Genomic DNA, 23,118 nt, shown 5'->3' on the forward strand with positions numbered 1-23,118 from the left:
GAACACCGGAATCGAATCCCTGCCTTCAGTCCGAGCCCAGAACGCGGCACAATAATAAGACAACAGTGGCCTAGTTTTACACCGTCGTATTTGGCCTACTTCTTCACCGTCGCTGACAGCCACGGATGAGATGCATATCGGTGACGCATGTTTGCAAGTCGCTGTGACGCACGTCAGCGACAGGAGCGGCCGCCCACCGGGGAGCGACATGCAATCGCCAAGCGATTTCCAAAGGCCGCGCAGACGAGGCCCTCAGGTGGCCCCGGTGTGTCAGCCAGCCGTCACCCAGCCGCCCAATTGTGATGCGCCCGGTTGAGACGCCGACAAACTCACCTCGCGCTTTCGATACCTCCGTGGAGGCGAGAAAACGCTCAGCCTCAAGTTTGGTCCTAAAGCCTCGTTTGTCGGTTTGGGAACGATCCGGCTCGCGGTATCGCTTGCCTGAGGATGTCTCATATGCCGAAATCGTTCCCATTGCCTCACCCCGGGATCTTCAATGACCGTCCAGCGAAAAGGGGGTGTAAGTCCTTGGAAAACACCCCCGAGATGATCACCGCCTCAACGCCGCGGCCAACGAAGCCCCGTCGAGCGGACGCAACGCCACATCCCGATACCGGTGTCGGCCGCTCAGCCGACCTCACAACGCCCCACCGCGGAGCGAAAAAACACTCTAGAGACTCGCCGGGCCGGCTGAACCATGTTCTTCAGCAGGCCCCTAGGACTCGCCGCCCGAAGAGTGGGTGGCTTGCTCAATCAGTGCGATGACGGCGAGAGCCTCGGTCGGGGCAATCGGCTCGGGTCCCTCACCGCGAACCGCGGCAGCGGCGCGGCGGTAGAACTCGGCGTAATTACCGGTCTCGGTGGGCACCTGGCTTGTGACGGGACCACTCGGGGTGTTCTCCGTCAGCGTGCCGTAGAACTCGGGCGCCACGGTTCCGAACCCGGGATCCGTGGGGCTGGCACCGTCGGCGAGGGCGGGCTCCTGTGGGTCGAGCCCAAACGAGATGAACGACCCCGTCGTGCCGAGCGCGCGGAAGCGGGGTCCTTGGGCGTGGCTCACTCGGCTCATGAACAGTCGGGACACCGTGCCGGACTCGTGTTCCAGGTGGATCTCGGCGTGGTCATCGTTGCCGCCCCCGTCGCGCACCGTGCGCAGTCGCGAGGTCACCGAGACGGCGGGGCCGAAGAGCACGAGCGCCTGATCGACGAGGTGCGAGCCCAGATCGTAGGTGACGCCGCCCGCCGATGATGCGGGGAGCTGGTCCTTCCACCCGGAGGTCACCTCCGGGGCCCAGTGCTCGAAGCTTGACTCGAAGTGGAACACCCGACCGAGCCGACCGCTCTCAATAAGCGATCGCAGCGTGAGGAAGTCGCCGTCCCAGCGTCGGTTCTGGAACACCATGAGCGGGCGTCCCGCGTGTGCCGCAGCGGTGATGAGTGTCTCAGCGTCACCCACGGAGCTCGCGAAGGGTTTGTCGACTACGACGGCGGCGCCCAGGGCGAGCGATCGCAGGGCCAGGTCGAGGTGCGTGTCGGGCGGGCCGGCGATCACGATCAAGTCGAAAGAACCCGGGTGCTCTTCCAAATTCTCGAAGCTTCGATATATATGAGCGTCAGGATGCTCCGCTGTCGCTCGCGCCCGCCTTGTGCCATCGGCAGTGACTATTGCCGACACTGTGAATTCGGGGTGCGCCTCAAGGAATGGGGCGTGAAAGATACGCCCAGATAACCCGTATCCCACAATAGCGGTGCGTATCGGGGTGCCGGGCGGGGTTTGGATGTTGTTGGCCATTCACGCGATGCTACCTGCGAAAAGCGATTTTTAGCAAGCATGAAATAAATGACCAGCTGGGTGCTATTCTTGGGGTTCTTGCCGCTGTAGGGCGGTTTTGTTCTCACAAGACGGGAGCGAGGATGTCGGTATACGACTGCACAGCGGACGACAAAGTCCCCGACCGCTTTCGCAAGACGCTGGGATCGAACCTCGACAGCCTGCGCGCGCACAATCTGTCCGCGATCCTCACCCAGATCCATCATGACCATCCACTGTCGCGCAGCGACCTTGCGGCGGCGACAGGCCTGAACCGATCGACCATCACGATCCTCGTCAACGACCTCATCGACCGAGGCCTCGTCGTGGAATCAAACGGTGCCGGGGAGGGCTCAAGAAAGTCGGCCGGTCGACCGCGCATGTCCCTGCACCCGAGCGATCGCGTGCTCGCGATCGCGGTCAACCCGGAGGTGGACGCCATCACAGTGGGCGTAGTGAGCCTCGGGGGCAAGGTGGAACGTACCATCCGGTACGAGACCGACGAGCCCCCCACGATGCGCCGCGCGGTCAAGATCACCACGGCGATCATCGAGGGCATCCAAACGATGCTCCCGTCCGATTCGCGAATCGTCGGGATCGGCGTCGCGGTGCCGGGACTCACCAACGCCATCGACGGGTCTGTGGCCCTGGCCCCGCACCTCGGGTGGCGGCAGGAGCCGCTCGCGAGTACCCTTTCCGAGGAAACCGGGCTCCCAGTGTGGGCGGCAAACGACGCGCACCTCGGTGTGCTCGGGGAAACGGTGTTCGGCGGGGGAACCCACGTGGGCAACATCCTCTATCTCAATGGCGGCGCGAGCGGTATCGGTGGTGGCGTCATCTCGGGTGGTATGCCGCTCAAGGGAGCCACGGGCTTCGCGGGCGAGCTCGGCCACTTCCGCATTCGTAGCGATGGCAAGCGAGACTCGGCGGGGCTGCAGGGAACTCTGGAGTCCGAGGTGACCCGGGATGACCTGCTCAGGAGCCTCGGGCTTGAGAGCCGCGATTTCCTCAAGCTCGATGCCGCCCTGACAGAGCCGCGCACGGGCATCGCGCAGCAGGAGATTAACCGTCAGGTGCATGCGCTCGGTACGGCGCTCGGCAGCATGGTCACGATCTTCAACCCCGAGCTCATCGTGCTGGGTGGTTTTCTTGGCTCGCTCCTCGACGCTGAACCGGAGCGACTTCGGCATCTCGTCGCGCAAGAGTCACTCACGCCCCAGTACGCGGTCGTCGAGATTGTGCGGCCCGAATTGCTTGAGAACGTCCTGCTCGTTGGGGCGGCCGAGCTGGCCTTCGGTGCCCTCTTGCGCGACCCCACCGCATTCGATATTGCTCCCGAACCGTCCAACGGCGCAACCGCAGCGGAAGCGGTGGCCTGAGAATGGCTCTACTCCGCCTCACCAATCGGCACGGGACATCCGCGCTCCTGTCTACGTTCGGCGCCCGGTTGGTCGAGCTCCTGGCCCCCGATCGTGACGGCGCCCTAGGCAATATAGTGCTCGGTCACGACACCGAGCAGCAGTACCGCGCCGATCCGGGGCCATACTTTGGCGCGACGGTCGGTCGCGTGGCCGGCCGCGTCGCTGACGCCCACTTCATCGGCGGCGGACTCGAGTTCGACCTGCAGCCGAATGAGGGGTCCACGCACCTTCACGGCGGCCCGTCTCGCGCCCTCGATCGGGTCGAGTGGAGAATCGGAGAGGCACCCGATGGTGCGAGCGCGGTGTTCCACTATGCGAGTCCCGACGGTGAGGAAGGCTATCCGGGAACCCTCGACGTCACATGCTCCTACCGGCTCACCGATGACAACGAACTCGAGCTCGAGATTACCGCGGAGACGGACGCGGCGACTCCTGTTAATATCGTAAATCACACCTACTTTAACCTCAGCGGCGACGCGCGGGAGTCGATCGTCGACCACGAGCTCATGATCGACGCGAGTGCCATCCTGGCCGCGGATAAGCGCTTGCTTCCCGTCGGGGGGGTGCTCAAGGTCGCCGGGACACCTTACGACTTCCGCCTCGCGCGTCGGATCGGCGACGACCTCCCGGCTGGCAGCGGTGAGCCGTGGCCCGGAATCGACAGCACCTACGTACTTGACCAGTCGGCTCGTCCGGCCGCGACCCTATGGGACCCGCCGAGCGGGCGCCATCTGGAGATCCGTACGACCGAGCCGACGCTGCAGGTGTATACGGGAAACCGCATCGAGCCGGTCGCCGGGCGATCGAGCGCCCCGCACGGTGCGGGCAAGGGTATCTGCCTCGAAGCCCACCGCGTGCCGGATTCACCCACTTTGCCCGACTGGCCGTCGATTGTCATCCAGCCGGGGGAGCGATACGCCCAGCGCACCGTGTGGAGGCTGGGCGCTCGCTGACCGGTCAGGCGGCCCCGTGCTTTGCGAGCGCGACGCGAACGATGTCGATGTCCTCCTCGGTCGTTCCCCCCGAGATGCCGAGGCCGAATCGCTCACTACTCGACACGACGAACGGTGCGCCTCCACCGAACCCGATGAGCTTCGAACCCGAATTGACGGAGAGGCCGTACAACGGCCCTCCCGGCTGCACCTTCTCGGTCAGCTCTTCGGTCGCCACAGCGAAGGTCGCCGCAGTGTACGCCTTCCGAAATGCCATCTCGAGTGAGTGCATGGGGGCGCCCGTCATGCGGTGCAGTAGCGCAGGGTTACCGTGTGTATCCACGATGCTCACGACAATTGCGAGTCCCGCGCTCGTCGCCTCATCCTCTGCGTAGCCAGCGATGGTCTTTAGTTCGTCTAACATCTGCTTCTCCTGTTGTTGTGGGGTGAGTCAGGCAGGATCGAGGTCGCCGAGCGCGCCCCAGAGTTCATCGGGTATGTCGGCATCGAGCCAGCGCAGTGTGCGCTGCTGCTGTTCCACAGTCCGCGCGCCTATGCAGACGTTCGCGATGGCGTCGTGCGAATGTGCGAACCGGGTCGCGACTGCGCCCAACTCGACGCCGAAGTCGTCGCATAGGCGCTCTATCCGTCGAACTCGCTCGACGACCTCCGGCGCCGCTTCGGCATAGTTGAAGCGCGCCCCGGCTGTTGTTCCGGTTGCAAGGATGCCCGATCCGAAGATCCGGCCGTTGATGACGGCAACCCCGCGTCGGGCGCACTCGGGCAACAGCTCGTTTCGAGCGGTGGTGGACAGCAGATTGTAGGTGCCCGCGATGAGCATGCAGTCGAGGTCGACCGCGCGGAGCGCGGCGAGGCACACGTCGGTCTCGTTAACCCCGATTCCAATTGCTCGAGTGACCCCCTCATCGCGAAGACGGACTAGTGCGCGGAACGCGCCATCGAGCGCCTCCCGGAATCGCTGGGGTTGCGCACCCCCATGGGTGAAACGGTCGGTATCGTGCACGAGCAGTGCGTCGATGTAGTTGATGCCGAGTCGCTGGAGGCTAGCATCTACCTGTCGCAGCACACCGTCGTAGCTATAGTCGAACGACAAGGCCAGGGGAGGGGTGTTGAGCCAGGGTGAGGTGTCACCGACCGACGCGGCGGGCGTCAGGGTGCGTCCCACCTTGGTGACGAGGAAGTAGTCCTCTCGTGGGCGATCCCGCAACTGCTCCGCGAGCCGGTACTCCGCGAGGCCGTGCCCGTACATGGGGGCGGTGTCGAAGAACCGCACGCCGCCATCCCACGCGCTGTCGATGACGGCGCGGGATTCCGCGGTCGAGACGGTTCTGTCCATGTTGCCGAGCGCGACGGTGCCGAGGCCAGCGAGGCTTACCTCGACGCCGATGCGCCCGAATATGCGGGTCTGAGTCATCGTCGGTCTCCGTGTTCGTCTTCTCATGCAAATGGGTGGGGCGCCGAAGTGCCCCACCCGTTAGGTGGTCGCTACTTGGAGGAGTTCTGGATGAGCTCGAGGAACTCGCGAGTCGACATGACGTCGGCGTACTGCGCCTGCATGTTGCGCAGACCCTCCCAATACTGGCCGTAGCCCTCGGGGACCTCGTGGTCGAACTCCGGGTTGCGGCCGTGCGTGTTGAGCGGGATCGCGGTGCCGGAGTCGGCGATCACGATGACCTTGTAGCCCAGCTCGAAGCCGTCCCGCGCGGTTGTCGGCACACAATTGCCCGTCGACGAGCCGGCGATCACGAGGTACTTGCAGTCATCCTGCTTGAGCCACGAGTTGAAGGGGCTCTCGAAGAAGCTGCTGTTGCGGTGCTTGCGCAGCACGGCCTCGTTTTGCGCCGGCACAAAGCCATCGCACAGGGCGCCGTCGAAGGTGCCGTGGTTGAAGGGAGAGTCGGCGCTCTTCCACGCGGGGTACTTCTCGCCCCACAGCCCGATGTCATACCCGTTTGGGTCCATGCCCCACATCGACCAGTTGACCTTGATGCCCTTCTCGCGCGCGGCGTCGAGCACATTCTTGGCCTGAACGAGCGACTCCTCGCCCGAGGGGGCGCCGCCGACGCTCTGGACGTAGTCGGCACCGCGCTTGTCGAGACACAGGTTCTGCACGTCGAGCATGTGCACGACGGTGCGGTTGAGGTCGATCTTGTCGGGGATGTAGCGGTAGGTGCGGTCGACCCACTTGTTGAGTTTGTCCTCGAAGTTCGTCATTGATTCTTCCTTTCATTTGTCGGGACCTGGGCCCCAGAGTTGAGCTAGTTATCGGAGTGGGGTGGGTCGTAGGTCAGTAGCAGGTCGTGCCAGTCGTACTCCTGCACGAAGAACGGGGCGGTCGTGTAGGTTCCGTCCACCGTGTCCTTGAGCGACTTCGGACCCGGGAACCCAATGACCTTCCAGCCGATCTGGTCTTTGTTGCCGCCGTAGACGGGATCGGAGTAGAACCCCTGCCGTACGTGCAGGGCGAGCGTGTCAAAGAAGCTCTTGCCCGTGTCGCTGTTTCCCTGTAGGCGCGAGTAGAAGACCTCGTGTTCGTCGAGTCGGACGCGGTTCGGCTTGGGGCTTCCGCTAATCATCACGAGCACGGCATCCTGTATGGCTTCGTCAGCGCTAACGAAGGTCTCGGCAGCGTGACGCACGGCTTCCGCGTCGAGCGCACGCACTCCCTCGCGGTACATGCGCTGGAACTCACTTGTTCGCGCGCGCGCAGCTCCCGCCTCCGCGCCCGCCAGCTGAAGGAATCCGCTGCCATCCGCGGTCGCGTAGTGGTAGGTAATTCCCGACAGGTACCGGTCGATGAACACGATCACTCGCGCTTCGCGGGCTCCGGGGTCTTGGTCGGTCGGGATGATGCGGGCCGCGGCTGCCTCGATCGTGTCCCACTCGTGGTCGCTGAAGAAAAGCTTCTCGTCGGTGTCAGGATCGATCGTGAGATCGAGCTTCTCCCATTCGGATTTCGACGCCATGTTCGTTCTCCCTTTTCTTACTTCGTGGCGGTGATCGGGTCGAGCACGAGTCGCTCGCTTCGACCCTTCAGGTAGGTGTTCGCGATGTAGTCGGCGGCGCGCCAGGAGTGGGCCATGATCGTTAGTGTCGGGTTGACGCCCAGTGCCGTGGCGAAGCCCGAGCCGTCGACCACGAACAGGTTGTCGACCGAGTGGGCCTGCGCCCATTCGTTGAGCACCGACTTCGTGACGTCAGTTCCCATGCGCACGGTTCCGTGCTGGTGGCACGCGTTGCCGGTGAACTCGGCGCCCAAGTACACGGGCATCGTTCGCACGGCGCCCGCGGCCTCGAGGATCTCGACGTTCTTGTCGATCTGCCACTTGCTCATCGCAGTGTCGTTCGCGTGCGGCCTGTTCGTGATGCGGGCGACGGGCATGCCCCAGCGATCCTTGACCGTCGGGTCGAGGTCGACCCTGTTGGTCTCCTGCGGCAGGTCCTGCAGGATCATGCCGATCTTCATCGAGTGCAGGAAGTAGTCGCGGTCGGCGTCCTTCGCGGCCCCGCCCCAGACGGGTTTACCGGGGAGGATGGGGTTGATCGGCTGGCCGATCTGCGTGGTGGCGATGATGCCACCGCCGATGTGGCCGCGGTCGTAGTCCGTCTCGTAGAAGTGCATCGAACCACCGCTCTGGTAGTTCCCGGTGAACCCGTTAAGGGCGGGTGATAGCTCACGGTCGAAGAGTCCGACGGCGAACAGGTACTCGTGGAATGTGGCGTTCTTGCCCACGAGGCCCGAGTCGTTGGCGAGACCGTCGGGGAAGCGCGCGGACTTCGACATGAGCATGAGTCGCGACGACTCGATGGCCCCGAGGGCGAGGATGACGACGCGCGCCTCCTGCTCGCGCTCTGAGCCGTCCGGGGCGATGTACACGACGCCCGTGGCCTTGCCGTTGCGGTCGACGACGACCTCTTTCACGAACGAGTCGGCGCGCACCTCGAAGTTGCCCGTGGCGAGCGCTTCGGGTATGTAGGTGGTCGCCACCGTTGAACGGGTCTCCGTCGGGTCGCCGTACTGGTTCCAGAAGCTCGTGCGGTTCACGGCCTTGCGGCCGAGCTCGTTGCGCTCGGTGAGGTGGCTCATGGGTAGCGGCATAGCATTGATGCCGAGCTTGCGGCATCCCTCGTAGAACTTCTCGCCGAACTTCGTGGGACCCAGGGGGCCGCTCGGGTAGCGCTTGGATCGGAAGCCGGCACCGACTTCGGCACCGTCGAGACCGGAGATGCCGTAGCTCCACTCGACCTTGGTGAGGTAGGGCTCGAGGTGCTCGTAGCGGTAAGGCCAGTCTGCGAGGCTCGCACCCTCCAGGTTGCCATGGCGCGAGTGCATAATGAAGTCCGACGGGCGGGGACGCGGAGTCCATCCGGCCATATGGGTGGTGCCTCCTCCGACCGCGGACGGGACGGGGGAGAAGTTGAAGATGCGACCCTCGGTGGTCTCATCTCGGCGGACCGTCCGGGGCATGAGGTCGACATCGGGCCACAGGTAGCTGCGGTTCTGGAACTTGAGCTCGTCACCCGAGTAGTGCTCGGGGCCGCGCAACCACGGACCCTTATCGAACCCGACGACCGAATAGCCGGCCTCCGACAGGACCTTGGCGGCGGGACCACCTCCGGCTCCCAATCCGACGATCACTACGTCTACTGGGTCATTCTTCTTCACCATGAGATTCGAGTCCTTTCTTCAGCGTCTCATCGACGTTGTTGGTGGGTGGGTGCCCCGTCGATGATGACGGGGCACCCCGGTGGTGCTGGTGGTTAGTACTTACCGGAGCCGGCCTGCGACGCGGCGATCTTCGCTTCGGCCCAGTCCACGTTCGTCTTGTCAATGACGACCGTGGGGATCTGGATGAACTGCGCTACGGTCATGCCGAGTATCTCGTGTTGGAACAGCGTGTCGATCATCGTCCTGCCCATGTCGACGGAATTGACGTCGACGGTCGCGGAGAGCTTGTCTTGGCGGATCGAATCCATGCCGGAGATGAGTCCGTCGGCGCCGATCGTGATGATGCCCTTGGTGCCGTCCCAGTGCTTGAGCCCGGCTAGGTCGATCGCCTGCGATGCGCCGAGCGCCATGTCTTCGTTCTCACCGTAGATCGCGGCGATGTCCGGGAACTTGGTGAGGAGGTCCTGCGCGGCGGTGAGTCCCTTGTCGCGCACATATCCGCCATCGGCCGAACCGACGATGGTCATGCCCGGGAACTCGGAGATAGCGGCCTCGAAGCCCTGCTGGCGCAGTTTCGTCCAGTCGGAGCCCGACGGGCCCAGGATCTGGACGATCTGCCCCTCGCCCTGGAGCGCCTTGGCGAGGTACTGTCCGGCGATGTAGCCCGACTGCCAGCGGTCGTCATATCCGATGTTCGAGACGGTGCTGAGGCCCGCGGTGGGGTCATCGGCCTGCGACGGGTTCTCGAGCTCCTCAGTGGAGTTAAACTGGTAGAAGTCCACGCCCTTCTCGGAGCCGGCCTTGTAGATCTCCTGCATCGTCGCGTGCGCTGCGGCGGAGCACACGAACACGGCGTCGAACTTGTTCGAGATGAAGTTCTCGACGATTCCGACTGCCTCGACACCCGAGTGGGCGTCGTTGAGCGCACCTTGGCGCGCCCACTCCCACTTGATGCCGTAGCACTCCTCGAGCTCGCTCATGCGGTTGAAGGCCGACTTCTCGACCTGGGTGTAGAATTCGGAGAGGATCGGCGGCGCGAAGCCGACCTTCAGAGTACGACCCTTGACGGCTGCCGTAATTGCGGACTGCTCGTCGCCGCTACCGCAGTTCGCGGATCCCGAAGCACCCTTTCCGCTGATAGAGGATCCGTCGTCTACCGTGGAACACGCGGCCAGAGCAACGAGAAGCGCGGCGCTGGCCCCGAGTGCGATCGCGCGGCGCAGGGGGCGTGTGCGCGAACTCACCGGGGGACTGCCATTCTCTTGGGACATTTGCATTTCCTTTCGATCGGCGTCAGCGTGGGAACGCTGGCGCTTCCGGTTTGTTGGTGCGCTCAAGCGGCGATGCTTGAGAGTCGTTTGGCCTGTCTGCGCAGGGTCGCGCCTCGAGCAAGTTCGCTCAGGTAATTTGCGATCACGGCGAGGATGAGGATCACGCCCATCACGATCTTCTGGTAGCTCGAGGGCACACCCGCGAGGTTGATGATGTTGATGGCAAGCGCAAGGGTCAGAGCGCCCAGCACGGCCCCGAACACCCTGCCGCGTCCGCCCATGAGCGACGCGCCGCCGATGATCGCCGCCGAGATCGCCTGGATCTCATATCCGGTGCCGAGGTCGGCGGGTACGTTGTTGTTGCGACCGGCGAGGATGATGCCCGCTATTGCCGCGCACGTGCCGCTCAGAACGTAGGCCTGGGTCTTGACCCATCGAACCGGGATGCCCGACTGCCGCGCTGCGAGGGCGTTGCTGCCCACCGCGAAGAAGTGGGTGCCGAGCTTCGTGCTGGCCAGCACCCAGCCCACGACGAGAGCGAGGATGACCGCGACGAGGATGGGGAAGGTCACCGGCCCGAACAGCGGCCGGAGACCACCGATCACGTAGTATTCATCCGTCATGTAGCCGATGACCGGCACGCCCTGCGTGGCGATGTAGAGCAGTCCGCTCGCGAAGCCCATCATTGCGAGGGTCGCGATGAAGTCGGGCAGGCCCACGCGCGTGATGAGGAGTCCGTTGACCAGGCCGGCCGCGATGCCGACCAAGATTGCCGCGATGAAGGCCAGGAAGAGCGGAGCGCCCATCTTGATGAGGGTTGCCGCGACGCCCGCACAAAGGGCCATCACGGCGCCTACGGAGAGGTCGATACCGCCGGAGATGAGCACCACGGTCATCCCGATCGAAAGGATCATGACCGTGATGATCGTGCCCACGAGGTTGTAAATATTGTTACCGGCGTAGAACACGGGCAGTGCGAAGGCTGCGATGAGCGCGAAGATCAGTAGCAGCGAGATGACACCGAGGGTCGGGTCGACGAGAAGTCGCTCCCACGCATTGCGCGTCACCTGACCGGCGGATCGTGGCCTACTTGGCATCGTTCTTGCTCCCCTCTGGCGCGGTGACAGCGGCAACCCGCTCGGCGGGTTGGCGCTCGTTCATGTGCTGGTCGGCAGACCGACCGCGGTCGTTCGTGGACAGGGCCGTGCGATTGAGCGCGGCGCGCAGGATTACTCGACGCACTTGGCGCTCGAACACGACGCCGAAGACGATCGCGACGGCGGTCACGATGCTGAAGTACACCGGGTCCACGTTGTTGATCCGCAAACCCTGCTGCAATGTCGCGAGGAACAATCCACCGACGAGTGCGGCCCACACGCTGCCGCCACCGCCCGCGAGCGTGATGCCGCCGACGACGGCGCCCGCGATCGCGATGAACTCGTAACCAATACCGAGGAAGGCCTGCACGGCTCCGAGTCGGGAGGCGAACAGCACACCGGCGATGCCGGCGAGCAGGCCGGAGGCCGCGAATGTGAACAGCCGCAGGTGCGGCACGCTCACTCCCGCGACGTTCGAAGCGGGCGCCGATATTCCCGTCGCATACAGGCGACGGCCGACGATTGTCTTCGCGAGCAGCAGGTGGGCGATCACGAAAACCACGCCGGCGATGAAGAACGAAGTCGGGATGCCGAATACCGAGCCCTTCGTGAGCTCCGAGAACCCGGGCACTGTGACGCCCTGAAGCGGCTGTACCTGGGAGAGCACGACGAGCAGCCCCGCAGCGATGTTGAGTGTCGCGAGCGTCACGATGAAGTCGTTGATCCTGAGGTAGGCGACGAGGATTCCGTTCACGAGACCGAAGAGGAGGCCCGTGCCGCACCCGACGGCGATTCCGACGGCCAGAGGCGCGCCGTTCACGAGGGCGAACATCGTCGTGCCCGCGCTCAGTCCGGCCACCGTGCCGACGGAGAGATCGATACCGCCACCGATAATCACGATCGAAACACCGAGCGTAAGGAGGAGGATTGGAATACCGTTGGTCAGGTAGTTGCCGACCGTTCTGCCGTCGAGGAAGACGGGGTTGAGTAGCTGGAAGACGATCACCGAGACGATAAGCACGACGGTCATGGGCATGCCCGGGATGGACATGATCCGGGCGAAGGGGGAGGAATGTTTCATGAGATCTGGCCTGCCGCGCTCAGGGTAAGGACCTCAGATTTGATGCGGGAGAAATCGCCCGCCTCGATCGCTGCGGGAATGTCCCTGACCTCGCCGACGACTTGTCCTTTCTTCATCACGAGCACGCGATGGCTCAGCTCGAGTAGCTCCTCGATCTCCGACGCGATGAGGATCGCCGCGCCCCCGTTGGCCGCGTAGTCGCGCACGAGAGCGTGCACCTCGACCTTCGCCGACACGTCGATGCCCTGGGTCGGCTCATCGAAGATGAGCAGTTTGGGTGAGGTATTGAGGCAGCGGGCGACGATCGCCTTCTGCTGGTTGCCGCCACTCAGGTTGCCGATGCGAGCCTCCACGTTGGGAGTCTTAATCCCGAGCTGGCGACGGTAGTCCTCGGCTAGTGCGCGCTCCTTGCGACGACTCATCCAGAACCCCGCCGACGCGACGGTGGACAGGCGCGAAATCGAGATGTTCTGTGCGGTCGACAGGTCGGCGAGGATGCCCAACTGCTTGCGGTCCTCGGGGAGCATGGCGATTCCGGCCCGGTACGCGGCAGTCGAGTTGCGCAGCGAGAGCCGTCGACCGTCGAGCTCGACGGTGCCGGCTGTGCGGGCATCCAGACCCATGAGAAGTCGCACAACCTCGGTGCGCCCGGCGCCCGCCAGCCCGGCGAGCCCGACGATCTCCCCCTCGTGAACCTCGAGACAGACGTCGCGAATGGCCGAGCCTCGAGACAGATTCCGTGCCGAGAGAACCACCCGCCGTTTATGGCTGGGTTCGAGGTGGGTGATCTTGCGAGTGTCCCCTCCGCCGAACTCCTCCTGGGCGGCGCCGAACATGAGACCGATGAGGTCACCGACGGACGTCGAGGCGATGTCCACAGTACCCACGGTGCGCCCGTCCTTGAAGACGGTCGCCTTGTCGGCAAGCCCGAAGAGTTCTTCGAGGTGATGGGTGACCCAGATGAGCGAGACCCCGCGATCCCGCATCGATCGCATGTGGCTGAACAGAACCCGGCGCTCGGCTTCCTCGAGGCCCGAGGTGGGCTCGTCGAGGATGAGCACCTTGGTATCGAAGGCGAGTGCTTTGATGATCTCAATAGAGCGCTTCTTGAGCGCACCGAACTCCGATACCGGCTGGCGTAGCTCGCTCGACGTGACGCCGAAGTCGGCCGCAAGATCGCGGACGTCGGCCTCCATGCGGCGGCGATCCAAGGTGAGCGGCAAGCCGAGCGTCTTTCGCTTCAGCTCGCGTCCGAGGTAGATGTTGTCGAGTACGGAGAGTGCCGGCACGAGCGACAGCTCTTGGTAGATGGTCGAGATCCCCGCCGACATCGCTGCGAGGGGTCCGGACACCGAGATCATTTCCCCGCCAAGAACGATCTCGCCGCTGTCGGGTTTGGTCACCCCGGAGAGGATGCTGATGAGGGTGGACTTGCCGGCCCCGTTTCCCCCGAGCAGGGCATGAATCTCGCCGGCTCCGAGGGAGAGACCCGCATGGTCGAGCGCCGTCACGCCTTCGTAGTGCTTGGTGACATCGCGCACCTCCAGCATCAGCGACCTGGTGGAGGTCGGTTTGGCCGGATATGTCATGTCATAGCTCCTTTGCCATGGGCGAGTCGTGCGGCAGCCGGAGGCGGGAGGCCATGGGCGCTAGGTTTAAATAATCCACACTTCCGCCGAAATAGCAAGCTAATTCTCCCAATGGGTTATTGAGGGGCCTCGTCACGTCACTCTCAGTAGAGAGATTTTATTTTCTTTGGTGCCCCATGACCTCGCCCAAAACGACAAAACCTTGATGAATAGGACGATCTGCGCCTCCGTGGGCGGCGGGAGTGGCCCGATCTTGTCGGCGAGGCTCCCTTCAGGGTTACGGTTGATCACGGTGAAGCCAAATATTTCTGGAATCAAATCAATTTCAACCGAAGAACCCCGCTGAGCATCGTTTGTGCCCCCCGCTGCGTGCCCGCGCGGACACCCCGTACGTGCTCCGCTTCCCCTCCCGCGAGCGACCGGTTGACCTGCCCGGCCGTTGCGCCACTCGACGCTGTGTTGCATCCTTCCCGCCGGCGTGGTCAGGATCGTGGTGACCGCAGTCGTGCCCGCGAGTGACTCGCTCACCCCGTACACCAGTTGCTCGTCTACGTTCTCGTCCTCGGCGCACTCACCGCCCTCGGAACATTCACAATCGACCTCTACATTCCGGTGTTTCCGATCATCGAGGCCGAGTTCGACGTCTCGACCGCGGTCATCTAGCTCACCCTAACGGCGATGACACTCGCATTCGCGGCCGGCCAGTTGCTCGTGGGCCAATCGAGCGACCGTGTCGGTCGACGTCTCCGCTCATCGTTGCCGCGTCGATGCGTGTCGCGGCGAGCATCGGGATGGTGCGATCGCCGTCGATCGAGTGGCTCTGGGCATGGGTGCCGCGGCGGGGCCTCATGTCGATGGCCATTGGCGGCACGTCGGCCGCGGACTCGTGGTCGAGGTCTTGGAATACGACAGGCTTCATGCCGGCGGGAAAGGGCTTGTCCCGACAGTCACCACGATTAAGCCGACCTTCATGAGCGTGGCAATAACAGTTCGGGTTGCCCGGCGACTTTCAGGGGAACTATGGCCCTGCCTGACACGCCCACATCCCAGGAGAGCGTCATCTAGTCACGACGACGCTCTCTTGGGCGGTCGGTGTGACCCGGCGACCGGGACCGGATCGAGGAGGAGAGACTCGAAGACGATCTCAGCCGCTCCAATGATCAGGATATCTTGTCCCAGTTCGGCGCCACGGATGGTCGCCGTTTCGCGGGGGCCACGGAGCGGCTGCGACGCAAGAGAGGCGTCCAATGCTTCGGGCGAGATTGCGTATAGGCATGCAAGGAAGCCCCCAAGGATGATGCGGGCGGGGTTCAGGGTATTGATCGCATTGCGAAGTGCGATTGCGAGGAAGCCCAACTGGCGCGCTACCTCTCGCTGGACAGCCTCCGAGGTGGAGGCTTCCAGCGCGTGTGCGAGCTCGACGTCGTCGACGCTCGGCAGGCCCAGCAACGACAAGAGTCTGTCCCGTCGGACCTCGGTTTCGAGGCATCCGCTCGCACCACAGTGACAGCGCGCGCCGGCGCTGTTGACAATGGTGTGACCGAACTCGCCGGCGTAGCCGTCCGCCCCGCTCACCGGGAGCCGGCCCGAAACTATCCCCCCACCGATGCCACTGGCGCCGCCGTTGAGATAGATCACGTCAGCGAGGTCACGCCCCGCTCCAAAGATGCACTCGGCCATCCCTCCGAGGCTCGCATCGTTCGCGACCCGAACGGGGTATCCGCTCGCTCCGCTGAGCATTCGTGCGAACGGAGCATCCGTCCAGCCGAGGTGAGGCGCAAGCAGGACGAGGCCGTCATCCTGGCGCACCAGTCCAGGCATCGCGACACCGATCCCGACGACATCGTGATTGTCACCGAGGTCCGAGATGAGTTGCTCGAAAAGATCAACGGCAATTCGAACGGCCTCATCCGCCGAAGGCACGCAGTCGAGAGGGAGCCGCCTTCGCCGAAGAACCTGTCCGCCGAGCGCCACCGCGGCGACCGTGATCGCATCGATCTCGGGATTGACAGTGAGCGCAACCGGGCCGAGTGCCGGCATCACCATTCCGCTGGGACGGCCGACCTGGCGGCTCGGGTCCGGTTCCGATTCCACGACGAGCCGACTCGCGACAAGCTCAGCGACCAACGCGGCAACTGTCGAACGGTTGAGCCCGGTCTGTCGAGTGATTGTTGCTCTTGGCAGCCCTTGGGATCGATGAACCAGACGGAGAATTGCCGACAGGTTGTGCCTTCGCAGGCGTTCGTTGCTGCTGCCGAGCTCTCCTGGAGGCGAGGCGGTCGAAGTCATGGTTGCAATTCTACCGGCTGGATGCGATATGTTGTATCCGACAACAATTTACCAACGATGTTGAATCGGAGCCAGCTATGACTGTCACCCCTACTCGTGAGGACAAATTCTCTTTCGGTCTCTGGACCGTCGGCTATGACGGGGCCGATCCGTTCGGTGGTCCGACTCGCGCGCCGCTGGATGTCGTGCACGCGGTCGAGAAACTGGCGGAACACGGTGCGTACGGTCTTACGTTCCACGATGATGACCTATTCGCGTTCGGGTCGACGGATCTCGAACGGCAGAAACAGATCGACCGTCTCACCGCGGCGCTGGCTGATACCGGCCTCATCGTGCCGATGATCACTACCAACCTGTTCAGCGCACCGGTTTTCAAGGACGGTGGCTTCACCTCCAATGACCGTGCCGTGCGACGGTTCGCGCTCCGGAAGGTGCTCCGCAACATTGACCTCGCGGCCGAACTTGGCGCGAAGACGTTTGTGATGTGGGGCGGGCGTGAGGGAGCGGAGTACGACGCGGCCAAGGACATCCGCCAGGCTCTCGAGCGGTATCGCGAGGCCATCAACCTCCTCGGCGAGTACGTAACGGATAAAGGCTATGACATCAGATTCGCCATTGAGCCAAAGCCGAACGAGCCTCGCGGGGACATCCTGCTGCCGACGGTGGGCCACGCATTGGCCTTCATTACCACCCTCGAACGGCCCGAACTGGTCGGCGTAAACCCGGAGGTGGGCCACGAACAGATGGCCGGACTTAACTTCGCCAGCGGGATCGCCCAGGCCCTGTATCAGGGCAAGCTGTTCCACATTGACCTGAACGGGCAGCGCGGAATCAAGTACGACCAGGACCTTGTCTTCGGTCACGGCGACCTGCACAATGCGTTCGCTCTTGTGGACCTGCTGGAGCACGGCGGCGTTGACGGTGGCCAGACCTACCAGGGGCCGCGGCACTTCGACTACAAGCCGTCGCGTACCGAGGACGAGAGCGGCGTCTGGGATTCGGCGGCGGCAAACATGCGCACCTACCTCCTGCTCAAGGAGCGTACGGCCGCTTTCCGGGCCGACCCGGAGGTGAAGGAGGCGCTCGAGGCGGCGAAGGTGCTCGAGTTGTCGCAGCCGACGCTTGCCGACGGTGAAGGGTATGCCGAGCTCCTCGCGGATGCCTCCGCGTATGAGGGCTTCGACACCGACCGGTACTTCAATGGCAAAGGCTTCGGATTCGTGCGGCTGCAGCAGCTGGCGACCGAGCACCTTCTTGGTGCCCGCTGACAATGACGCTGGTCGCGGGAGTGGACTCGTCCACCCAAAGCTGCAAGGTGGTTGTCCGTGACTTGGAGACGGGCGAGATTATGCGTACCGGGCGCAGCGCGCACCCTGTGGGGACGGAAGTCGACCCCGCAGGGTGGTGGTCGGCGCTCGGCGAGGCGATCGCATCGGCTGGCGGCCTGGCCGACGTTGCGGCGATTGCGATCGGCGGCCAGCAGCACGGCGCCGTGCTTCTCGACAAGCACGGTCGCATCGTGCGGCCTGCCTTGCTCTGGAACGACACGCGGTCCGCCCAGGCCGCTCTGGACCTCATCGCCGAGTTTGGAGGCGAAGCCTTCGCCCGCCGAACCGGGTCCGTGCCGGTCGCGTCGTTCACTGCGACGAAGCTGCGCTGGCTCCGCGACAACGAGCCGCACCGTACGGCGTCGGTGGCGGCCGTGGCGCTTCCGCATGACTGGCTCACCTGGCGGCTCCGCGGTTTCGGACCGGAAAACCCTGCGCTCGATGAGCTGACTACGGACCGTTCGGACGCCAGCGGCACGAGCTATTGGAATCCGGCAACAGGAGACTACGACCGGGAAATCCTCATCGCAGCCCTCGGCCACGATGTCATCCTTCCCCGGGTCCTCCATCCCGCCGAACGAGCGGGCCTGGTGGCCGGCACGGACATTGTGATCGGGGCGGGCGCCGGGGACAACGCGGCCGCGGCTCTCGGCCTCGGCGCGTCCGCGGGGGACGTGATTATCTCAATCGGGACCAGCGGCACCGTCTTCGCGGTCACCGACGATCCCACGACGGACGGGTCCGGGGTGGTGGCGGGTTTCGCGGATGCGACGGGGCGCTACCTACCGCTCGTTGCGACCCTCAACGCCGCCCGAATCCTGGACGTCGTCGCCGATCTACTCGCGGTAAGTCACGGCACGTTGGGTGAACTGGCCGAATCCGCTTTCCCCGGCTCGGGCGGAGTGGTACTTCAGCCATATTTCGAGGGGGAGCGGACCCCCAACCTCCCGGATGCGACAGCCACCCTATTCGGGATGACCCTGGCGAATTCGTCCAGGGCGAATCTGGCTCGTGCGGCGATAGAGGGCATGCTGTGTGGCTTGGCCGGCGGGTTGGACGCAATACTGAGCCAGCCGGTGAAGGTCCGGAGACTCCTACTCATTGGAGGGGCAGCTCAAAACACCTCTGTGCAAAAGATCGCGACCGAGATCTTCCCGTGGCCCATTTCGCTCCCCGCCGCGGGTGAGTACGTGGCGGCGGGTGCAGCACGTCAAGCCGGCTGGGCGCTCACGGGGGAGTTGCCCGCGTGGTCTACACCGGTCGAGTCAATTCTTGAACCGCGCGTCGCCCCCGTGATTCGTGCGCAGTATCGAGACAGGCAGGCCTAGCCTCGGTCTTTCACGCTTTCGTGCTGTGCCCCCGGAGGATCTTCGGCAGGCATAACAACATTTTGGCAACATTTGAGCGAGATTGCTTCGTTTTATAGCATGGTCGTATGATCCAAAAGCCCCGTAATTCTGATAGGTAACGCGCGTTGCGGGCGATCAGCTCGGCGTCGAGGGAGCTGATGCTCGGCGACGCGTCTTGAAGTGAGCGGTGCCCGGAAGCGGAACGATATGCGGGAAGATGGCTCCAAACCTCAGCGAGAGCCGGCGGTCACCATCTCAGCCGTATAACGATGAGGAGCCAGACCGATAAGCAGCGCAGTCACCAGCGCCGTTTGGTCGACTATGGCTATGGCTGGCCCGCTGATTGCTGCGTAGCCACCACTGGTCATGAAGCTGTCAGCGAGCGACATGCCCATGTTGAACCCTGCGAACCAATGGGAAAAAGCCGTCGTCCCGACCAAGAGCAGGCCCACCACCACGATTCAGCGAGCAGTGAAAAACCACGCGACTCCTCGAATACCGCAGAGGATTGGAAGCGTCACGGCCACGGCTCCCGAGAAGATGGCCCACACCATTACGAAGGCGTCAAGCGGCTCCTCACCGGCTGCGGACATCGCCGAGTAGATTTCGTCCAGGCTGAGGCCTGGCGCCTTTGCGAGAGGGTTCCACACGAAGATGTGCAGAACGCCTGCCGCCACAATCACCAGGGCGAGGGCTGTGAAGGGAAGAGTCACCAGGACTCGGCTCCGCCCTGACAGTTGTTGAGGGCTGCCCGGTCTTCTCGTGAAGCTGACGGCAACAATGATGGCGCCCAGAGACGCCGGTACCGCGAGGATGACGAGGAAGGGCATAATCGTCACCACGGCCACGAGTACGAAGACCACAACGACACCGATAGCAAGCAAGAGTCCTGTGCGTCTGCTGGCAGACTCGAAAGCGACGACCAGTGTTCCCAAGCACGCAAAGAATCCGAGCGTTGCGGGGAAAAAGGCGAAAATTTTTATCCCAAGTCCTAGCGGAGCAATTTCGAGCATTTCGTAGCCGCCCCAGAGAAACAACCCGAAGCCCAACACTGCGGCGCTTCCAAGCAACGCGGCAGCCCAGCGCATCCGGTTGGCAACGAGGTGCGCTTTTGTGATGCCGGTCACGCTTGTGTCCGTGCGGTCAATCGTGATCGCGGCCATTGCCGCACCACCGACGATTGACCATTGCGGTAGCTCCAGATCGCGGGCACCGACCAAGTCCGCCAGCCACTCTTCGCGATAACGCTGGCGCACGAGCCCGGGAAGCGTCCAGGCCACCGCGCTCACCAACGTGTCTGCAATGCTCATGCCCGAGCCGCCGCTGCTTGTGCCGTTAACCGAGCTTGTCGATCCCGAACTCCGGCTACGACAGTGCAGGCAGACGCTTCTGCCTCGTCCGAGAGCAAATACAGCCGACGGCGCGGTCCAGTGCGATCAGTGTCCTCATCCCACTGCGAAGTAGCCCACCCCAAGCGTTCCAGCCTCTCCAAGATTGAATACACACTTCCGGCGGGCCGTCCTGTCACCTTCACGATTCTCAATCCTCAGACTGGGTCATCGGCGTCCAGCAGGCCTGACCGGGGCAAACCGGGCGCGACCTGGACGCAGGGAAGCACCGGCCGCCTGCCGGGACGGGGAAACCCCGGTCGTGACTAAAATCGACCGACTGGCCCGATCCCTGCTCGGTGCAAGGGACATTGTCGACGAACTCACCCGTCGCGAAGCCAAGCGCAGCATCGGAGGCTCCGTCCACGGCCCCACCGATCCCGTCGGCCGGCCCCTCTTCAACGTCCTGGCCATGGTCGCGGAATTCGAAGCAGACCTGATCCGCGCACGAACCCGGGACGGGATGGCCGTCGCCAAGGCTAAGGGCCGCCTACGGGAGAAAAAACCCAAGCTCTGCAAAGCACAGGAGACGCACTTGGTCTCCGTTCACCTGGCGGGGACGCACATGACAGTGGAACTAGCCGAACTGTGCGCGGTAGCCCACTCAACCGTCTACCGTGCCATCAAGCGCGCGGGCGACACCACCGTCTCGAACCGAGCGATTCCGCCATCCAAGCCCGAATCCGCGCCGGCGCCCCTAAAAGTGAATTTCTGCACCGAGCTTGTGCTGAACTTGAGCGGTCTAGGGAAAGCCCTAGCCCCCACAATCGGTCACGCAGCAGATGCCTTGTTGATCTAGATCATCACGAGGTTATTGATAACGTCTGCGGCGCTCCTGTGCATGGGCTCCTGGCGGGAACGGGCGTGCGCGCGCAGACGCGTAAAGGCCTCATCCATATTGATGTTGTTGCGTGCCGCAATGACACCCTTCGCCTGCTCGATGAAAACTCGGCTGTTCAATGCCTGCTGAAGCTGAGCGTTTATTGTTGCGTTTTTTCGAGCGGTGCGTTCGTGAAGGAGAATGATCGTCGCCACATCGGCCAGGGCTTGCCCGATGACGGCATCCTCATCACTCAACGCGCCGTGGCGATTTCGAAACAGATTCAATGCCCCGATTGTATTCGGACGGAACCGCATCGGAATGGCATGCACGGATTGGAAACCTTGGGACAGCGCCGCCGCCTGAAAATCGGGATACTGGTCACCGTCAGCTGCAATATCGCTCAATGTGACGACCGTACCTAACCGATAGGCGTCAATGCACGGACCGGCCCCAGCCTGGTGTTGCAGAACCTCGACAAGGAGGCTTTCCTCGCTGGTGGAAGCGATGACCTGAAGCTCGCCATGCGAGTCCGCCAAGAGAAGTCCCGCTGCCGTGGCGTCCAGTAGCACTACACACTGATCGACCAGATGACGCAGCAAATCAGCGGCGTCGTACTCGCCCACCAGAGCGTCAGTAAGTTTCACAAATGCTCCGCTTACCAACGCGGCATGTGATAAAACCATCATGCTTGACATTCTGGACTCTATCTCGGAGTTGGTCGCCGGTCCTGCCCGAATCTCAGTGTTTTCGAAGGTAGGCGCTTACGCACGGGCAGTGCTGATTTTTGCCCAAACGGTGCGTCAAAAAGCCAATTGATGAAAGAGATGACACTGATTGACAACAACAATATCGAGGCGCTTATCGGTGCCCGTCGCACATCTCTGGTGCCGTCACACCCGTCACGGGAAAGTGAGCCTTCTGATACTCACGGGCCCAAAATGCGAAGTCAGCCCAGCAGCGCGGTGAGGGGACCGGAGGGAAGCAGGATCCAGCCCTCGCGGCGGGCACGATCGAGCAGGGATGATGCCGGCGGTTCGTAGCGGCCCAGGGCGGCGCTGCGGGCGGCGAGCGCTGCGATCACGGCGTCGAAGGCATCCGCTGAACTGATCATTTGTGGAACGTAGGGGCCGAGATCGAGCCAGGGCGCGGCATCCTGAATGTGCGAGAGCAGCAGCGCTCGGGCGGCGGGTTCGGTTCGATACCCCATCGTCGTGAAGCCCCACAGGCGCAATGAGGCGCCCGGGTAAATTTCGGCGACGACGCCAGTACCCGACCGGTCGACGGCGATGCCGGACCCGGCGATTCGGGAGAGCAGCCCGGCGCAGCGCATGGCGGTGAGTCCGAGGCGGTCGGTGGACACACTCAGCGGCCACCGACCGGTCACTTTTCGCACCTCGCGGTCGGTCTCACGGTAGGCCAGGGTGCGACGCCAGGCCATTCCGCCGTCGACTCCGGGGAGGGTCTTATCGCCGTTGGAATGCGCGTGCACGAACTGCACGAACTCATCGGGCCAGCCGAACGCGCAGTCGATGCCAAGCTTCTGCACGGTTCCCGCCGCTTCAACGATGACCTCGTCTGCGACGCCGAGATAAAGCTCAAGAAGTGCGGCCGTGGTTCCGGTCCAGTCGATGACGGCGAGCGCGGTGCCCTTGGGCTCGGCAGCAAGATCCACTCCGGCAGTGCGCATCCGCTTAGTTTACGGGGGAGCGCGGTGACGCCGTGCGAAACCCGAGTCGCCCCAGGGCCGGGGCGACTCGGGGGCAGCGCCCAGGAGTCCTGCGCGAAAGTGGCGTCGACGTCTTCATCGGACAGCTAGACGCCGGATTGCTCGGTCTCGCTATCCGTTTCTCCGTCACCGCCGGCCCGGCCGATTTCGGCCACAAGTTTCGGCGTCACTGCGTCACTGCGTCACCGTTGTTCTGCATCAGCCACTGCCGCCTAGACGGCATCAAGTTCGGCCACCACAGCTCGACATCCACACCACAGCTCGACATCCATACGGCGCAGTCTGCTGAGCCGGTCGGCGCTGCGCGACGGGCGGCACCCGCTC

The 23,118-nt window shown here is 63.6% G+C and carries 21 protein-coding genes and 1 pseudogene; 6 read left to right on the forward strand and 16 right to left on the reverse strand.

Going from position 1 to position 23,118, the window contains the following annotated elements:
• Positions 1 to 715 precede the first annotated feature (715 nt).
• The gene (locus E3T47_RS13785) at positions 716 to 1,792 is read right to left on the reverse strand and encodes a Gfo/Idh/MocA family protein (protein ID WP_134556632.1); all 1,077 of its coding nucleotides are present in this window, start codon (positions 1,790 to 1,792) and stop codon (positions 716 to 718) included.
• A gap of 122 nt (positions 1,793 to 1,914) precedes the next feature.
• Here E3T47_RS13785 and E3T47_RS13790 point away from each other — a divergent pair, with 122 nt between their 5' ends.
• Positions 1,915 to 3,189 carry an ROK family transcriptional regulator gene (locus E3T47_RS13790; protein WP_134556633.1) on the forward strand — a complete coding sequence of 425 codons (1,275 nt, stop codon included), beginning with the start codon at positions 1,915 to 1,917 and terminating at the stop codon, positions 3,187 to 3,189.
• 2 nt (positions 3,190 to 3,191) lie between these two features.
• Entirely contained in the window at positions 3,192 to 4,184 is a 993-nt protein-coding gene (locus tag E3T47_RS13795; protein WP_134556634.1) for an aldose epimerase family protein, read from the forward strand.
• A gap of 4 nt (positions 4,185 to 4,188) precedes the next feature.
• On the opposite strand, the gene E3T47_RS13800 is transcribed toward E3T47_RS13795, so the two are convergent.
• The 9 genes from E3T47_RS13800 to E3T47_RS13840 form a co-directional block, all read right to left on the reverse strand.
• Entirely contained in the window at positions 4,189 to 4,587 is a 399-nt protein-coding gene (locus tag E3T47_RS13800) for a GlcG/HbpS family heme-binding protein (protein WP_134556635.1), read from the reverse strand.
• Between the two features lie 27 nt (positions 4,588 to 4,614).
• On the reverse strand, positions 4,615 to 5,598 hold the full coding sequence (locus E3T47_RS13805; RefSeq protein ID WP_134556636.1) for an aldo/keto reductase: 984 nt from the start codon (positions 5,596 to 5,598) through the stop codon (positions 4,615 to 4,617).
• A gap of 71 nt (positions 5,599 to 5,669) precedes the next feature.
• Positions 5,670 to 6,398 carry a cysteine hydrolase family protein gene (locus tag E3T47_RS13810; protein WP_134556637.1) on the reverse strand — a complete coding sequence of 243 codons (729 nt, stop codon included), beginning with the start codon at positions 6,396 to 6,398 and terminating at the stop codon, positions 5,670 to 5,672.
• A 44-nt stretch (positions 6,399 to 6,442) separates the two neighbouring features.
• A complete protein-coding gene (locus tag E3T47_RS13815) occupies positions 6,443 to 7,150 on the reverse strand; it encodes a gluconate 2-dehydrogenase subunit 3 family protein (protein ID WP_134556638.1) in 708 nt (235 codons plus the stop codon).
• A 17-nt stretch (positions 7,151 to 7,167) separates the two neighbouring features.
• On the reverse strand, positions 7,168 to 8,850 hold the full coding sequence (locus tag E3T47_RS13820) for a GMC family oxidoreductase (protein ID WP_422386500.1): 1,683 nt from the start codon (positions 8,848 to 8,850) through the stop codon (positions 7,168 to 7,170).
• Between the two features lie 95 nt (positions 8,851 to 8,945).
• Entirely contained in the window at positions 8,946 to 10,124 is a 1,179-nt protein-coding gene (locus E3T47_RS13825) for a sugar ABC transporter substrate-binding protein (protein ID WP_166805724.1), read from the reverse strand.
• Positions 10,125 to 10,186: 62 nt separating this feature from the next.
• On the reverse strand, positions 10,187 to 11,191 hold the full coding sequence (locus tag E3T47_RS13830) for an ABC transporter permease (RefSeq protein ID WP_166805725.1): 1,005 nt from the start codon (positions 11,189 to 11,191) through the stop codon (positions 10,187 to 10,189).
• 19 nt (positions 11,192 to 11,210) lie between these two features.
• Complete coding sequence (locus tag E3T47_RS13835) at positions 11,211 to 12,302, reverse strand: ABC transporter permease (protein WP_134556642.1); 1,092 nt, start codon at positions 12,300 to 12,302, stop codon at positions 11,211 to 11,213.
• Positions 12,299 to 13,891, reverse strand: a complete 1,593-nt coding sequence (locus E3T47_RS13840) for a sugar ABC transporter ATP-binding protein (protein ID WP_134556643.1) — start codon at positions 13,889 to 13,891, stop codon at positions 12,299 to 12,301. The genes E3T47_RS13835 and E3T47_RS13840 overlap by 4 nt, the downstream gene beginning before the upstream one ends.
• Positions 13,892 to 14,431: 540 nt before the next feature.
• Here E3T47_RS13840 and E3T47_RS16610 point away from each other — a divergent pair.
• Positions 14,432 to 14,554 (forward strand): hypothetical protein, encoded by a 123-nt coding sequence (locus E3T47_RS16610; RefSeq protein WP_277871844.1) that lies wholly within the window; start codon positions 14,432 to 14,434, stop codon positions 14,552 to 14,554.
• 1 nt (position 14,555) lies between these two features.
• Here E3T47_RS16610 and E3T47_RS13845 read toward each other — a convergent pair whose 3' ends face one another.
• Entirely contained in the window at positions 14,556 to 14,810 is a 255-nt protein-coding gene (locus E3T47_RS13845; RefSeq protein ID WP_134556644.1) for a hypothetical protein, read from the reverse strand.
• Positions 14,811 to 14,956: 146 nt separating this feature from the next.
• A complete protein-coding gene (locus E3T47_RS13850) occupies positions 14,957 to 16,180 on the reverse strand; it encodes an ROK family transcriptional regulator (protein ID WP_134556645.1) in 1,224 nt (407 codons plus the stop codon).
• A 77-nt stretch (positions 16,181 to 16,257) separates the two neighbouring features.
• Between E3T47_RS13850 and xylA the strand changes: the two genes are divergently transcribed.
• Both xylA and xylB read left to right on the forward strand, forming a co-directional pair.
• Positions 16,258 to 17,448 carry a xylose isomerase gene (xylA, locus tag E3T47_RS13855; protein WP_134556646.1) on the forward strand — a complete coding sequence of 397 codons (1,191 nt, stop codon included), beginning with the start codon at positions 16,258 to 16,260 and terminating at the stop codon, positions 17,446 to 17,448.
• Positions 17,449 to 17,450: 2 nt separating this feature from the next.
• Complete coding sequence (xylB, locus tag E3T47_RS13860) at positions 17,451 to 18,836, forward strand: xylulokinase (RefSeq protein WP_134556647.1); 1,386 nt, start codon at positions 17,451 to 17,453, stop codon at positions 18,834 to 18,836.
• Positions 18,837 to 19,318: 482 nt separating this feature from the next.
• Here xylB and E3T47_RS13865 read toward each other — a convergent pair whose 3' ends face one another.
• Positions 19,319 to 20,146 carry a hypothetical protein gene (locus E3T47_RS13865; protein WP_134556648.1) on the reverse strand — a complete coding sequence of 276 codons (828 nt, stop codon included), beginning with the start codon at positions 20,144 to 20,146 and terminating at the stop codon, positions 19,319 to 19,321.
• A 17-nt stretch (positions 20,147 to 20,163) separates the two neighbouring features.
• Positions 20,164 to 20,391, reverse strand: a complete 228-nt coding sequence (locus E3T47_RS16845; protein WP_422386501.1) for a helix-turn-helix transcriptional regulator — start codon at positions 20,389 to 20,391, stop codon at positions 20,164 to 20,166.
• A 38-nt stretch (positions 20,392 to 20,429) separates the two neighbouring features.
• Between E3T47_RS16845 and E3T47_RS13875 the strand changes: the two are divergent.
• A pseudogene (locus tag E3T47_RS13875) lies at positions 20,430 to 21,044 on the forward strand (recombinase family protein); the annotation flags it as partial.
• On the opposite strand, the gene E3T47_RS13880 reads toward E3T47_RS13875, so the two are convergent.
• Both E3T47_RS13880 and E3T47_RS13885 read right to left on the reverse strand, forming a co-directional pair.
• Complete coding sequence (locus E3T47_RS13880; protein ID WP_338419399.1) at positions 21,041 to 21,763, reverse strand: GAF and ANTAR domain-containing protein; 723 nt, start codon at positions 21,761 to 21,763, stop codon at positions 21,041 to 21,043. The pseudogene E3T47_RS13875 and the gene E3T47_RS13880 overlap by 4 nt on opposite strands.
• 251 nt (positions 21,764 to 22,014) lie before the next feature.
• Positions 22,015 to 22,755: a DUF429 domain-containing protein gene (locus tag E3T47_RS13885; RefSeq protein WP_134556651.1), complete on the reverse strand. Its 741-nt coding sequence runs from the start codon at positions 22,753 to 22,755 to the stop codon at positions 22,015 to 22,017.
• Positions 22,756 to 23,118 lie beyond the last annotated feature (363 nt).

This window comes from Cryobacterium ruanii (assembly GCF_004404055.1).
Lineage (GTDB): Bacteria > Actinomycetota > Actinomycetes > Actinomycetales > Microbacteriaceae > Cryobacterium > Cryobacterium ruanii.